At 70.3% G+C, this 13,323-nt stretch carries 11 protein-coding genes and 2 pseudogenes; 5 read left to right on the top strand and 8 right to left on the bottom strand.

Annotated elements, in window-relative coordinates; genetic code table 11:
* The first annotated feature begins 490 nt into the window (after positions 1 to 490).
* Positions 491 to 883, top strand: coding sequence for a YbhB/YbcL family Raf kinase inhibitor-like protein (locus BIV24_RS11395; protein WP_071366130.1), 393 nt, complete (start codon positions 491 to 493; stop codon positions 881 to 883).
* A 296-nt stretch (positions 884 to 1,179) separates the two neighbouring features.
* Here BIV24_RS11395 and BIV24_RS11390 read toward each other — a convergent pair whose 3' ends face one another.
* The 4 genes from BIV24_RS11390 to BIV24_RS11375 all read right to left on the bottom strand — a co-directional run bounded on the left by BIV24_RS11390 (position 1,180) and on the right by BIV24_RS11375 (position 5,899).
* On the bottom strand, positions 1,180 to 3,003 hold the full coding sequence (locus tag BIV24_RS11390; RefSeq protein ID WP_071366129.1) for a glycoside hydrolase family 15 protein: 1,824 nt from the start codon (positions 3,001 to 3,003) through the stop codon (positions 1,180 to 1,182).
* A gap of 279 nt (positions 3,004 to 3,282) precedes the next feature.
* The gene (locus BIV24_RS11385) at positions 3,283 to 3,963 is read right to left on the bottom strand and encodes a class I SAM-dependent methyltransferase (protein WP_071366128.1); all 681 of its coding nucleotides are present in this window, start codon (positions 3,961 to 3,963) and stop codon (positions 3,283 to 3,285) included.
* A complete protein-coding gene (locus BIV24_RS11380) occupies positions 3,960 to 4,463 on the bottom strand; it encodes a hypothetical protein (RefSeq protein ID WP_071366127.1) in 504 nt (167 codons plus the stop codon). The genes BIV24_RS11385 and BIV24_RS11380 overlap by 4 nt, the downstream gene beginning before the upstream one ends.
* Positions 4,464 to 4,465: 2 nt before the next feature.
* Positions 4,466 to 5,899 (bottom strand): molybdopterin-dependent oxidoreductase, encoded by a 1,434-nt coding sequence (locus tag BIV24_RS11375; protein WP_079168178.1) that lies wholly within the window; start codon positions 5,897 to 5,899, stop codon positions 4,466 to 4,468.
* Between the two features lie 225 nt (positions 5,900 to 6,124).
* Here BIV24_RS11375 and BIV24_RS11370 point away from each other — a divergent pair, with 225 nt between their 5' ends.
* Positions 6,125 to 6,568, top strand: a complete 444-nt coding sequence (locus BIV24_RS11370; RefSeq protein WP_071366126.1) for a GtrA family protein — start codon at positions 6,125 to 6,127, stop codon at positions 6,566 to 6,568.
* 5 nt (positions 6,569 to 6,573) lie between these two features.
* Here the strand turns inward: BIV24_RS11370 and BIV24_RS11365 are convergent, their stop codons facing one another.
* Positions 6,574 to 7,980 (bottom strand): glycosyltransferase 87 family protein, encoded by a 1,407-nt coding sequence (locus BIV24_RS11365; protein ID WP_107459360.1) that lies wholly within the window; start codon positions 7,978 to 7,980, stop codon positions 6,574 to 6,576.
* An 80-nt stretch (positions 7,981 to 8,060) separates the two neighbouring features.
* Between BIV24_RS11365 and BIV24_RS11360 the strand changes: the two genes are divergently transcribed.
* The 3 genes from BIV24_RS11360 to BIV24_RS11350 all read left to right on the top strand — a co-directional run bounded on the left by BIV24_RS11360 (position 8,061) and on the right by BIV24_RS11350 (position 10,762).
* Positions 8,061 to 9,119, top strand: coding sequence for an NAD-dependent epimerase/dehydratase family protein (locus BIV24_RS11360; RefSeq protein ID WP_071366124.1), 1,059 nt, complete (start codon positions 8,061 to 8,063; stop codon positions 9,117 to 9,119).
* A 174-nt stretch (positions 9,120 to 9,293) separates the two neighbouring features.
* Positions 9,294 to 9,992 carry a glycosyltransferase family 2 protein gene (locus BIV24_RS11355; protein WP_071366123.1) on the top strand — a complete coding sequence of 233 codons (699 nt, stop codon included), beginning with the start codon at positions 9,294 to 9,296 and terminating at the stop codon, positions 9,990 to 9,992.
* Entirely contained in the window at positions 9,989 to 10,762 is a 774-nt protein-coding gene (locus BIV24_RS11350) for a TIGR04282 family arsenosugar biosynthesis glycosyltransferase (protein ID WP_079168176.1), read from the top strand. Before BIV24_RS11355 ends, BIV24_RS11350 begins: the two co-directional genes overlap by 4 nt.
* A gap of 151 nt (positions 10,763 to 10,913) precedes the next feature.
* Here the strand turns inward: BIV24_RS11350 and BIV24_RS11345 are convergent.
* The 3 genes and pseudogenes from BIV24_RS11345 to BIV24_RS31635 all read right to left on the bottom strand — a co-directional run.
* Positions 10,914 to 11,516 (bottom strand): annotated as a pseudogene (locus tag BIV24_RS11345) (NADP-dependent oxidoreductase); the annotation flags it as partial.
* A gap of 269 nt (positions 11,517 to 11,785) precedes the next feature.
* A complete protein-coding gene (locus BIV24_RS11340) occupies positions 11,786 to 12,640 on the bottom strand; it encodes an NmrA/HSCARG family protein (RefSeq protein WP_071366122.1) in 855 nt (284 codons plus the stop codon).
* A 99-nt stretch (positions 12,641 to 12,739) separates the two neighbouring features.
* Positions 12,740 to 12,949 (bottom strand): annotated as a pseudogene (locus BIV24_RS31635) (IS5/IS1182 family transposase); the annotation flags it as partial.
* Between the last annotated feature and the right edge of the window lie 374 nt (positions 12,950 to 13,323).

Genomic DNA, 13,323 nt, shown 5'->3' with positions numbered 1-13,323 from the left:
TGGCTCGCCGGCGTTTCCGCAAGTCAGGGATTCTCTTCGGAGGGCCCTTGAGGCGTTGGCGGGAGCAGTCGGGGAGCCCTCGCCCGCTGCCTGTGCTGTGCGCGATCGTCGGCACTACGCCCGAAACCGGAGCAAACCCCGGATCAGGCCGAACCCGTAGACCACTTCCCGGGACGCAACCGGGGTCGGGCCTTTCCGGTGCCTCGGCCCAGCCGGGGCCGAGGCACGAAGATCAGGAAGCCGTGAGCCGGTACAGGCGGTCGGTGTCCGCCTGGCATACGGTTCCATCATGAAGCGTCGTTTCCGTGTCTCAGGGGCGATTGCCGTAGCCGCGCTGCTGACGACCGCAGCATGCTCGTCAAACTCCGGGCACACCCGGGCGACGTCGGCCCCGTCCAGTGCGGTCTCCCGGGCGACGGCGGTGCCTACAGGTCGCTTCACCCTCGGCCGGGGTCAGGGTTTCGACGCGTCGGGCGCGTTCCTCCCTCTGATGACCTGTGACAGCCCCCATGACTACTCCCCGGGGCTCAGGTTCGAGAACATCCCCGCTGGGACCGCCGAACTCGCCCTGTCCATGGTCGACTTGGAGAACCAGAAGATTCACTGGCTGCAGGTCGGCCTTCCGGCGACGGCGTCGGGAACGCGGGCGCACACTCTGACGCCCGGTGCCCGGGAACTCCTGAACGACTTCGGCGAGGCGGCGTACGACGGCCCCTGCCCGCCTGCCGGTCGCACGCACGAGTACCAGCTGACGCTGTATGCGTTCCGTAACCCCCTGCCGGCGTCCTTCGGCCGGAACGCCTCGCCGAGCCAGACCCTCAAAGAGCTACGGAGTCGGGCCGACGCCACCACGGTGCTGGTAGCCCCCTACACGCGGCATTGACCGCGGCGTAGCCGGCGGGCCGGCTGTCACGGCCCGGATGTCGTCCACGCCGATGGACTCCAGCTTGTCGGCCCGGACCCTACTCGCGTTGTCGACCAGCAGGTCGAGCCCGCCGAGGACGCCCGCGGCCTGCTCGACGAGGCGGGCCGGCATGGTGGACTCGGCCGGCTCGGCAGGGATCACAAGGGAGTTCCGGCCGTTGCGCTGACCGACTGCGCGATGGGCGGCGACCGTTCACTGTGCGCCCGCGTGAGCGTGTGGATCGGCGGGGCGGTTGGCGCGTATACGGTGTTCGTCTACTGAGTGTGCATTGTTCGTCGCTCGGCGTCGCGGATGGCGCGAGCGGCGTTGATGAGCCCGATGTGGCTGAAGGCTTGGGGGAAGTTGCCGAGGGCCTCCGCTGTGGTGGAGTCGGTCTCTTCGGCCAGCAGGCCGAGGTCGTTGGCGTGCGCGAGGGCGGCTTGGAAGACGAGTCGTGCACGAGTGGTGTGGCCGGTGAGCGCGAGGGCTTGGGCAAGCCAGAAGGTGCACAGCAGGAAGGCGCCTTCTTGTCCCTGCAACTCGTCGGCGGGGTAGCGGCGGACCAGGCCGTTTCGGTCGGTCAGGTGGGCGGCGACGGCCAGCACGGTGGACTGGACGCGGGGGTCGTGCGGCGGCAGGAAGCCGACGATGGGAAGCATCAGTGCGGAGGCGTCGAGGTCGTCACTGTCGAATGCCTGGGTGAAGGAGCCAAGGCGGGGGTTCCAACCGCGTTGTTCGATGGCTCGGCGGATCTGGTCGCGTTCGTGCTGCCAGTGGGGCAGGTGTTCGTCGGCCTGGAGGGCGGGGGCCATGGCGATGGCGCGGTCCAGGGCGACCCAGCACATCAGTTTCGAGTGGAGGAAGTGTCTGCTGGGTCCGCGTCGTTCCCAGATGCCCTGATCCGGTCGCGTCCACCGCTGGGCGGCTGTCTCGGCCGCCTGGACCAGGAAGGTGCGGGTGGCCGGGTCGAGAGGCTCACCGGGCGGAAGGGTCTGGTGAGCGGCGTCGAGGAGTTCGCCGTAGACGTCGAGTTGGCGTTGGCGCCAGGCGTCGTTGCCGATCCGTACGGGGCTGCTGTCGCGCCAGCCGGTCAGGTGAGGCAGGCGCCGCTCGCTCAGGTCGCGTTCGCCACCGATGCCGTACATGATCTGCAGGTCGACACCGCGGGCAAGTTGGGTTGCCGCGGCCCGCGCGAGGAATTCGAAGAACCGATTCTTCTCCTTCTCGCAGGCGGCCGTGGCGAGCGCTTGCAGGGTGAAGCTCGCGTCGCGGACCCAGGTGTAGCGGTAGTCCCAGTTGCGCGACCCGCCCGTTTTCTCGGGCAGGGAGGTGGTGGCCGCGGCGACGATGGCGCCGGTGGGAGCGAAGGTCAGGGCACGCAGCACGCGTCCGCTGTGGCCCACCTCGTCCTGCCAGGGGCCGACGTAGCCGCGGTGGAGCTTGGACCAGGAGCGCCAGCCTTCGATGGTGTCGGACATACGGCGCCGGATCCGCCTCGCCCGCCAGCTCACCGACTCGCCTTCCCACGCCGGCCCGACGTGCAGGGCGAATTCGAGGCGGTGCCCTGCCGAGAGCGGGATTCGGCCGTGCGCTGTGGAGCCGCTCACCTGCAGGTCCACGGGGCTGGACAGCAGCAGGAAATGGGCGCCCCCGTACGCGGCGAGCCCACCTCGCACGGCTGAGAGGAGTGGGTGGACGAGTCCGAACTCCGGGCGCGGGGCGTAGGCGATCTCGATGTTCACCCACCCTTCGGTGCAGGTGATCTGTCGCAGGAGCATTCCGGGGGAAGCGGTGCCAAGCGCGTGCCCGCGTTCGCGCCGCCCCAGGGCAAGGGCATCGCGCAGGACCGCTGTACCCTCGATTGTTCGGAAGGTCGTCTCCAGAACAAGGGTGTCCTCGATGTAGCGGCGGCTGATGTCGACCGGGCCGGTAGGGCGGACCGACCAGTAGCCGGCATCCTCGTCGAGGAGTCGAGCGAAGATCGCCGGGCTGTCGAACCGGGGCAGGCACAGCCAGTCCACCGAGCCGCCTGAGGTGACCAGCGCGGCCGAGCGGCAGTCGGACAGCAGAGCGTGGTCACCGATCGGTCGCGTACTCATGCGTCTCAGCCCGTCCACCTTGGGCCGGACGTGGCCCGGCCGGGACGATGTGACGAGTCGCCCGCGCCGCAGGTCTCTCCAGGCGCCTGACCAGTGTTATTGATTCCAGCCTCCCTGCACGGTGGATTTCACCCCACCCAATCAGCACGATCGGTGGCTCGCACGTGCCGGCCGCCGACAGTTGCCCCGACCGGGTGGCACAACCCGGTGTCGCGCCCCGCGCTCGGCGTCCGGTCGGCGTACGCCGTGTCTCCTCGTCACCGCGTGATCAGCCCCGCCTCAGCAACGACGTCCCGAGGCTGAGTCCGGGCAGCCGAGGGCGAGGAAGCATCGGTGACCGTATCTCCACTGGTCGGTGACGCTGAGGGCAAGGTCCTCGGCGATCCTGTGAAGTGCTGGTGCTCCCAGACGTGCCCAGGGAAACGGCGGACCTTCGTGGCCATGGGTGTCTTCGAACTGGGCGGTGCAGCGTTCCTCGACATCGTCGGGGTCGACCTCGATGAGGAGAACACCTGTCGGGGCGGTGACCTGGATACAGCGGTACAGCAGGGCGCGCGGGTCACCGCCGATACCGATGTTGCCGTCGATGAGCAGGACGGTCTGCCAGCCTCCCTCGGCCGGTAGCCGGTCGAACACCGATCGGCGCAGTGCGATTCCACCGAGAGCGATGGTATGGGCCACCGCGCGGGGAGCCACGTCGACGCCGAGCGCGAAAGCTCCGCGACTCAGGAGTGCCCTGCACAGCCGGCCGGGCCCGCACCCGACGTCGAGAACGGGGCCGACGCAGCGAGTGAGCACGGACTCGTCGGCCACGGTGGGATGCGCGTACCAGCGATCCACCGGCATCCGGATCCGGCGTCCGTCCGCCAGCCGCAGGTAGACCCGTTCGTGGCCGTTGCGCAGGGCCAGTGCGTAGGGGTCTGCGCCGGCGCAGGGCGACCGCTCCTCGCCGGATGTCATGATGCGGCGTCGTGACCCGGTGCGGGTCGTTCCTCGTCGGCGCGGGCGGCCCGTCGGAGGTGGCGGAGCTTGAGAGCGAAGGCAAGGGCGGAGGCGCCGAAGAGCACGGCGGTGATGGCCAGCCATCGGCCGAGGTAGACGCCTTCGGACAGTCGTGCGGCGTCCGGGTAGGGAAGCGCGAGGTCGAGAATGAGGGGGAACCAGACGAGCAGGAGCACGCCGGAGAGGAAAGTGGGCACCCGCAGGTAGTTGATCCACGGCGGTTGCGGCATGCGGGTGGCGCGATGCCGCAGAACAGCGTGGGCCGACAGATCGGCGAGTGAGTACAGGGGCAGCAGGATCAGGTCGTGGACGATCGCCGCGCCGACGAACCAGATCGCGACCTCGAGCGGGCGGACAGCGAACATGCGCACCATGGCGTAGCCGGTGAGGGCGAACGAGGCGATCAGGACGAGAAGATGGAGGGGACCGGAGCCGTACCAACGGACGAAGCGCGCCATGGTCACGTCCTGAAGGTGAGCCGGTGCACCCACTTGGTGTTGTTCACGCCGGGGTTGGCCGGGACGATGACGCGGGCTGGGTGGCCGTGGTCGAGCGAGAGGTCCGCGCCGTTGACTCGCAGGGCGAGCAGCGATCGGGGGTCGTGGATCTGGTTGCCCCGCAGTACCACCGAGCTGTAGGGGCCGGGCGGTTGGACTGACTCCACCAGGACGTTTGCGGCGTCGGGGAGGCCGGCCAGGGCGGCGAGGTCGGCCAGCCGAAGGCCGCTCCAGTGCTGGTTGTCGGTGGACCATCCCTCCACGCAGGCGATCGGTAGTGCGGCGGCATGCTGGGGCATCGCGAGGAGCTGTGCGCGGGTGAGGACGTGCGTCGGTCCGTGGCCGCGGACCTCCAGCCGCCAATCCGGCCCGACATGGGCGGGGGTGACGCCGACGGAAGCGGCCGTCTTGTTGATCTGGAAGTCCTTCGGGCCGCCACCCGGGTCACGGTTGTGCGGCGCGAGAAGGGCGGTCCTTCGCAGCCGGCCGCCGATGCTCTGTCCCGCGGTGACCACCAGGAGGAGCAGCGAACCGCCCCCCACCATGGCGAGTGCGCCGCGCCGGCTCATGGTCGGCGCCGCGGGCTCGAGCGCGACCAGGCCGTCCGGGTCGGGTGGCTCCGGCCGGGTGCCGGCGAGCCCGGTGCGCAGCTCCGTCCGCAGGTTGCGGGAGCGCAGGGAACGGGTCATCCGGCCGAGTTTCAGGCTCACATGGACGATGAACGCGGCGATGAACACCCAGGCGCCGTAGAAGTGCAGGGTGTAGAAGGAGCCCGGGAAGACGTAGTAAAGCTGGATGTTGAGGATCCCGGTGACGAACTCGAAGACGACCCCGCCCACCAGCGCCAGCAGCGACAGCCGCTCCAGCGCATGGGCGGCGCTGCGGATCGGCAGCCACTCGAACAGCTTCGGGATCACCGACCACAGTTTGGCCAGTACCACCGGCACCAGGACCACGCCGAGCGTCACGTGCACGCCCTGGGTCAGTCGGTACAGCCAGTACGGATGTGTGGGCCAGTCGAACAGGTAGAAGCCCAGCAGACCCTTGTCCGGGGTCTGGTCGTTGAGTGCGCCGAGGCTGGGGTTGTAGGCGGCGTAGGACAGGGCGCCGGTCACGAAGAGCAGCGGGATGCCGATCAGCAGCACCAGGCCGAACACGGACGTCAGCCAGGGCCCGCGGATGGGACTGCGCCAGAAGCCGGGACGGAACGGCCCCGGGGGCGGGGGAGTCTGCTCGACCCGCCGCACGAGGGCCCGGGCACGAGCGGAGCCCTTGGCGGCCCACGCCGCAGCGGCAGCGCGAATGCGTTCGAGGCGCCCCTGCACGTGATCCTCGTCCGATTCGGGACGCTGCGGCCCGCCGGAGCCCGGGGCCGGCGGCCGTCCACCACTGTCCATCGGCTGCCTCCTCCGTTCCGGCGCCCGGCGGCCCCAGGGCGACTCTCAGAGGGTGGACGAACCCCACCGCGCCGTCAGTGCCTGTCAACGTGTCAGCTACAAACTGGCACAGATCGGGTCGGCTTTCCGTTCCGGTGGTGCATGCGGGTGTCTGCCGCCAGTCGAAAGGCCGAACCGGCGCTCCGCACCGCTCGACGGGTCGCACAGTGGCCTCATGATGGTGGAGTGCGACGCCTCAGCGCACGGCACAGCGCCTTGATCCGGCCCGGCCGCACCGCACTGACCAGGGACGTGCTCTGGTTCGTCGTGATCGGCGTCGCCTCCACGGTGGCCCAGGCCTTGCTGTACTGGTTTCTGCGTCACTGGTCGCCGCCCATCCTGGCCAATTTCGCCTCCCTTCTTGTCGTCACTGTCCTCAACACGGAGGCCAACCGCCGGCTGACCTTTCGTGGTTCCACGGTCCGGGTCCTCCAGGCGCATCTGGCCGCGGGTGGCCTGTTCGTCCTGGCGTACCTGGTCACCTCGGGCGCTGTCCTGTTCTTCCGTCACTACCGGACCACCGCCTCACCAGCGGCGGAGACCCTGGTGCTCGCACCGAGCTTTGCCCTGGTGACCGTGGTGCGCTTCACCGTCTTACGGATGGTCGTCTTCAGCCGCCGCCACCGTTGACCCCCTTACTGCTGGTGTGGCTGACACGCCTGTCCTCCCGCACTGTCCCGCCGCCCGTCTTTGCCGCCATGTGCCCGCCTCCGGACGAGTGCACCGGCAAGCACCGTCACAGCGGCCAGCCCGTACGCAGAAGCCTGGACGCCATGCCACTGCAGTGCGCCGGCGACATACAGCACGGTGCCCGCAGCAGCGACGGCGAGCCATTCCCATTGGCCACCCATTGCCACGAGGGCCACGACGAGCAGCGCGTACCAGTAGTACGCGGGCGAGGTGAGCAGCAGCGCAGTGCCTGTGACCAGCAGCGAACCGTGCCACGGTCGCTCTGGATCGCCGCGCCGCAGGACATGCCAGGCGCTGAGCGCGACCAGTGTGACAGCGGCCGGACCGGCCCACGTGTCCGGGAGCACCAGCCGCAGCAGCGCGAACCGGCCGACGTCACCCGACTCGTACCCCTCCTCCCGCAGATAGCCGGGCAGATAACCCAGTACCGAGGAACCGGGCGTCAGCAGGTACGGGAGATAGGCGAGCGCCACGACACCAACGGCGGCGAGCAGCACGCTCGCCGTCTCCCGGAGCCGGGTACGCGGGCTGCGTCCGGGGGCCAGCACCCCCGACAGCGCGCCGGGAAGGGTGAGTGCGGGCAGCAGCTTGACGACGATCGCCGCCCCGAGCAGCGCTCCACGGCGTGCTCCCGCGGCCGTCACGAGCGCGGCCACCGTGAGCAGTACTCCGAGAGTGTCCACATGGGCGTCGTTGACCGCGGCGAACGGCACGGCCGGACACCATGCCCACAGCGCCACCCACCACGTGTCACCACACCTACGCCGCTGCACCAGCAGCAGCGCCACCGTCGTGGCGACGGCGAGCACGGCGCCGGCGAGTTGCAGCGGCTTGTGCCGCCCGCCCGCCGGGGAGACGGCATGTACCAGCAGGAACCACCCCTGGGCCACGGGCGGGTAGATCGTGCGTTCGGACGGCCTGTTGATGTGCGTGCACACACCCCTCCCTGAGCGGAGGTCCCACCCACGGCACGCGGTCCCGGCAGGGAAGAGCCATGGATCACGCAACCGGGCAAGCTGCGGCGCGTCAGGCGGGTAGGCGTACGGGGAGACTCCCACGGCCTGCACTTTGCCGTCCCACGCGTAGCGGTACATGTCGTCGCTGGTGCGTGGCGGAGCCGAGAGTGCCGCCACGCACAGGGCGATCCCGCCGGCCAGGATCAGCGCCACGGCGGTGCGCAACGGCACGCGCCGTACCACCCACACCGCGCCGGCGAACAGCACCCACGCGGCGGCGTACCAGTACAACAGCGCAGCCGGACGGCCGAGATCACCGCCTGTGCGGAGGGTTGCGGCGACGACGGCCGTGAGGGCGGCGAGGAGCGTGATGGCGCAGAGCGTACGTACTCCCACACCCGCCACAGTGGCAGTCGCGAACGCGCCGGACGGACTCGCCGCGCCGCGTATGCGGATCCAGCCGTAGCCTCGAAGGCGTGCTGATTCTCGTCACGGGTGGGGCAGGGTTCATCGGCTCCCATGTCGTCGGTGCGTTGGTCGAGGCCGGACATGAGGTGCGCGTGCTGGACGTGCGGTCCCCCGAGCCCCCGCAGTTCCCGCCCGGTGTCGCGTTCGTGCGCGGCGACGTGCGGGACCGAACGGCGGTCGAGGAGGCGCTGCACACGGTGGACGCCGTCTGCCACCAGGCGGCAATGGTCGGCCTGGGCCGGGACTTCGACGACGCGCCCGCCTACGTGGGGTGCAACGACCTGGGCACCGCCGTCCTGCTCGCTGCCATGGCCCGGCTGCGGGTGAGCGAACTCGTCCTGGCCGGATCGATGGTCTACTACGGCGAGGGCCGCTACGACTGCGCCCACCACGGGACCGTCCGGCCCGGCCCGCGCCGGGTCGCCGACCTGGACGCCGGGCGGTTCGAGCCCCTCTGCCCTCGCTGCGGCGAACCGCTGACCCCCGGCCTGGTGCCGGAGGAAGCGCCGCCCGACCCGCGCAACGTCTACGCGGCGACGAAAGTCGCCCAGGAGCACCTGGCCGCCGCCTGGGCCCGGGCCACCGGCGGCCGGGCGGTCGCCCTGCGCTACCACAACGTCTATGGGCCGGGCATGCCGCGCGACACCCCGTACGCCGGGGTGGCCTCGCTCTTCCGCTCCGCGCTCGCCCGCGGCGAGCCGCCCCGAGTCTTCGAGGACGGCCGTCAGCGCCGGGACTTCATCCACGTCGGGGACGTGGCCGCCGCCAACCTGGCGGCGCTCGGCGCGGTCGGTGCGGCGATCCCGGAGGGCACACTGCGCGCCTACAACGTCGGCAGCGGGAGCCCGCACACCGTGGGGGAGATGGCCACCGCGCTCTCCGCTGCCTGCGGCGGGCCCGAGCCGGTGGTGACCGGCGAGTACCGACTCGGCGACGTCCGCCACATCACCGCCTCCTCGTCACGGCTGCGCAAGGAACTCGGCTGGCTGCCCCAGGTACCGTTCGCCGACGGCATGCAGGAGTTCGCGAAGGCCTCCCTGCGTGGCACGGCAACGGCACCTCGGTAACGCGCGCGTGGGAGTGGGCCTTGAACCGGCAGCCGTCGGATACGTTGCGGCCCTCACACGACGGAAGCGCCCGGCGTCCGAACCGCGCCGACCGACATCGGAGACGGTGCGTCGGCCTGCGTCCGGTGCGATCCGGGCGCGCCAACCCCCATTTCTCACCGTACGCTGAAAAACGTGACCGAGAGGCATCGACCCCTTGCGGACGTCGTACTCCCGTGCCTCGACGAAGCGGCCGCCCTTCCTTGGGTGTTGAAGCGGATCCCGCCCGGCTGGCGAGCCGTGGTCGTCGACAACGGCTCGACCGACGGATCCGCCGAACTCGCCGCTTCGCTGGGCGCGTATGTCGTGGGCGAACCGGTGCGCGGCTTCGGCGCCGCCTGTGCGGCCGGGCTGCGCGCCGCCACCGCGCCCGTGGTCTGTTTCTGCGACTGCGACGCCTCCCTCGACCCGGGGCTGCTGCCGTCCCTCGCCCAGCCTGTCCTGGACGGTGAGGCGGACCTGGTGCTCGGGCGGCGCAGGCCGACGACGCGCGGGGCCTGGCCGATGCACGCCCGGCTCGCCAATCGCCAACTGGCCCGGCTGATCCGCCGCCGCACCGGCCTGCGCCTGCACGACCTCGGTCCGATGCGAGTGGCCCGCCGGGAGGCCCTGCTCGACCTGGACCTGACCGACCGCAGGTCCGGCTACCCGTTGCAGATGGTCGTGCGCGCCGCCGGCGCCGGATGGCGGGTGCGCGAGGTCGACGTGCCGTACTACCCGCGCACCGGACCTTCCAAGATCACGGGAACCTGGCGTGGCACCTGGCACGCGGTGCGCGACATGCGCGCGGTGCTCAGCGAGCCGCCGCGGCGTCCGGCGAGAGTACTCCGGTGAGCGGCCCGGTCGGGTCGACGGCTGAGAGCGCGGTCAGCCCGACCGCGCTGTTGGTGATCGCCAAGGAGCCACGGCCTGGGCACGTCAAGACCCGGCTCACCCCGCCGTTCACCCCCGCCCAGGCGGCCGCGCTGGCGGAGGCGGCGCTCGCCGACACCCTCGAGACCGTACTGCGCTGCCCGGCCCGCCGCCGAGTGCTCTTTCTGGACGGCGCGCCTGGACGCTGGCTGCCGCCTGGCATCGAGGTGATCCCGCAGGCGTCCGGCGGCCTGGACGAGCGGCTGGCCGCGGCCTTCGCCGCCGTGACGGACGGCCCCGCGCTACTGGTCGGCATGGATACCCCACAGCTCACGCCGAAGCTCCTCGCCCCCGTGATGGATCCCGGCGCATGGCGGGAGTGCGACGCGTGGTTCGGCCCGGCGAAGGACGGCGGGTTCTGGGCGCTCGGCCTGGCTGTGCCCGACCCGGCGCTGCTGCGAGGCATCCCGATGTCCACCGCGTACACCGGCGCCGCCCAGCGCGACCGCCTCACCGGGGCGGGCCTTCGGGTGCGCGACCTGCCGCTCCTGCGCGACGTGGACACAGCACCCGACGCGGCCGAGGTGGCAGCCACGGCGCCGGGATCGAGGTTCGCCACCCGCTTGGAGCGCTACTTTTCCGGCCTGCTCTCCTCGGCCGGAGATTCGCCGTCGGCCTCGCTGCCGCACAGCCCCGGTGAGGAGGCCGCTGCTGACGCCTACGCGCACGACCAGGATCGGACCGGCGACTGAGGACACAGAGGCGATGGCCTCGACATCACGAATGCGGAATGGAGCCATCGTCGCAGACCACCCAGGGCGAACGTTGCCTGATGCGGCACTAGCGCAGCGACCGTCAGGAGGCCACTGGCGATCCGCATTCCGATCACGATGGGTCTCGTGTTCAGTCCTCGGTGACTCGGATGATCGTCTTGCCGGGGGTGCGCTTGTCGGGGATGAACGCGGCGGGTGCTTCGGCGAGCGGCCGTACGGCGCCGATGATCGGCTTGAGCCGTCCGTCTCTCAGCCGCGCGGCGAGGTCGGTGAGCTGGGTGCGGTCGGGTTCGACGACGAAGAAGACGGCCCGCCCGTACCGGGGTTGGACCTTGGGCGGCATGGCGATGGTGACAAGGGTGCCGCCGGCTCGTACCAGGGTGGCCGAGCGGTCGAGGATGTCCCCGCCGATCACGTCGAACACGACGTCGACGTCGCCGGCGTGCTCGAGCTTCTCGGTCTCCAGGTCGAGGAAGGTGTCCACGCCGAGCGCGAGCGCCCTGTCCCGGGCGGAGGCCCGGCCGGTGCCGATGACTCGGGCACCGACCTCTTGGGCGAGCTGCACCGCGATTGAGCCGACGCCGCCCGCGGCACCGTGGACCAGGACGGTCTGTCCTGTGGTGAGGCGGCCATGGTCGAACAGGCCCTGCCATGCGGTCAGCCCGGAGATCGGCACCGCGGCGGCCACGGCGTGGTCGATGTCGGCCGGCAGCGGAGCGAGGTTGCGGGCACGCATGTCGCGGGATGCGCCGTTGACGGTGAACGTGCCGGTGCGGATGCGGCGCGCCACCTCTGGACCGTGCTCCGGGTCGGCAGTCCACACGCCGCCTGCCGGCCCGTAAGGGGAGTCGTGGCGATCCCGTCGCGCAGCGGCGGCAGCGAGGCTGTGGAGCGGCCGAGGATGTCGGCCGCGGCCGCAGGATGGTGCCCATGAGGTGGATGTAGCACCAGGAAGTGTCCGCGAATCAACTCAAATACCGTGACCGTATTGGCGTGGCTGCTTCAGCGGGCCGCGGTTGCGAACGTGCGGTGCGCCCAATCGGCGAAGCTGCTCCAAGGGACCTCCGGATGAGCAGCGTGCAGTGCGGGGATGTCGACGCGGTAGCCGGGTCCGTTCAGAAACGTCCACATCGCATGCATGTCCGGATTGACGACTGCCGTCAGAGGTACTTGCCTATGGCGGACTTCCCGTCCCAGCGCCGCGCCGAGCGCAGCCGCCATCTGCGTGGGAGTGGGTGCATCGCCGGCCAGCTCAATACGCTGCCCGACGTAAGGTGCGGGGTTGAGCAGCACTTCCGCCGCGAACGCACCAAGGTCGGTGCGGGCAAGCTGCTGCAACGGCCGATCGGGCGGGAGCGGCAGATCGAGAGTGCCATCGACAACGCGCTCTGCTCCGCCGAGAGCGTTGTCGAAGAAATACGTCGGCCCCAGAATCGTATGGGGCACCTCGCCGGCGGTCAGCTCGGCCTCGATGCGTGCCTTGCTGTCGAAATGCGGTACGCCGCTCCGCTGGTCGGCTCCGGCGACCGAGCTGAACACGAGATGCGGCACCCCCGCCTCCCTGGCGGCAGCCAGGATTGTCTGTCCCTGGACCACCTCCGCTTCCACGCCGGCCTCGAACGGAGTGGTGAACGCGAAGACCCCGGCCGCCCCGCGCATCGCGGTGATGAGCGACCTGCGATCGCTCAAGGATCCCGCCACCACTTCGACACCCTGGTCGGCCAGTTCCCGCGCCGCTTTCCGCTGGGGGTCGCGCACCAGCGCGCGGACCCGGGCCCGGCGACCCAGCAGTGCGTCGGTCACAGCCCTGCCCTGTCCCCCGGTTGCCGCAAGTACCAAGATCGGCTCATGGACCATTGAAATGTTCCCTTCCTTGTGCGCAGCGGCGGCAACGGATCATCAGCGCCGGCCCCAACGGTAACCATCGGTCTCGGACGACACGCCCAGCGCTGCGTCCCGGCTGGCGATGCCCCGCCAGGCCTTCAACTTGTTGATCAGCCGCTCGACGGTGTTGCGCTCCTTGTACAGGTCCGCGTCGTGGCTGACGGGCCGACCGCCGCCAGAGCCCTTCTTCTTCCGGTTCGCGGCCTGGTCCCGCTTCTCCGGGATGACAGCCTTGATGCCGCGTCTGCGCAGGTGAGCGCGGTTTCCGCGAGACGAGTAGGCCTAATGGGACCCGAAGGTCGGCAGGCGAGCCCTGATCATGGTTGGGGCTGCGCCGTCCTTCAGGGCGCGGAGCGAGCCTTTGAGTATGCCCGGACCATCGAGTCCTGTTGACAAGACGAGGTCAACTCCGCGCCCATCAGCGGACATCGAGACATACGAGACGAGCGCAGGCCTGCCTGCAAAAGCACCAGAGTGGTCGTGATGGTGCAAGTCAGGACGCCTTGCGCCGTCGCGCTCGCTCTCTGTTCCTGAAGCGGTTCGCTGTTCGCAGTGCGAGCCAGTTGTGCGGACCACCTCTCTCCACTGCCTGAGCTTCAGCTCCGAAGCAGACCGAGGGCCGCACGACTCGCTGGGGTTGCGAACGGCTGGTGGGA

The organism is Streptomyces colonosanans, from assembly GCF_001866645.1.
In the GTDB taxonomy this organism is placed as follows: Bacteria; Actinomycetota; Actinomycetes; order Streptomycetales; family Streptomycetaceae; genus Streptomyces; species Streptomyces colonosanans.
The sequence above is the reverse complement of the archived record's forward strand: the minus strand, read 5'-3'. Positions and strand labels throughout refer to the sequence as shown.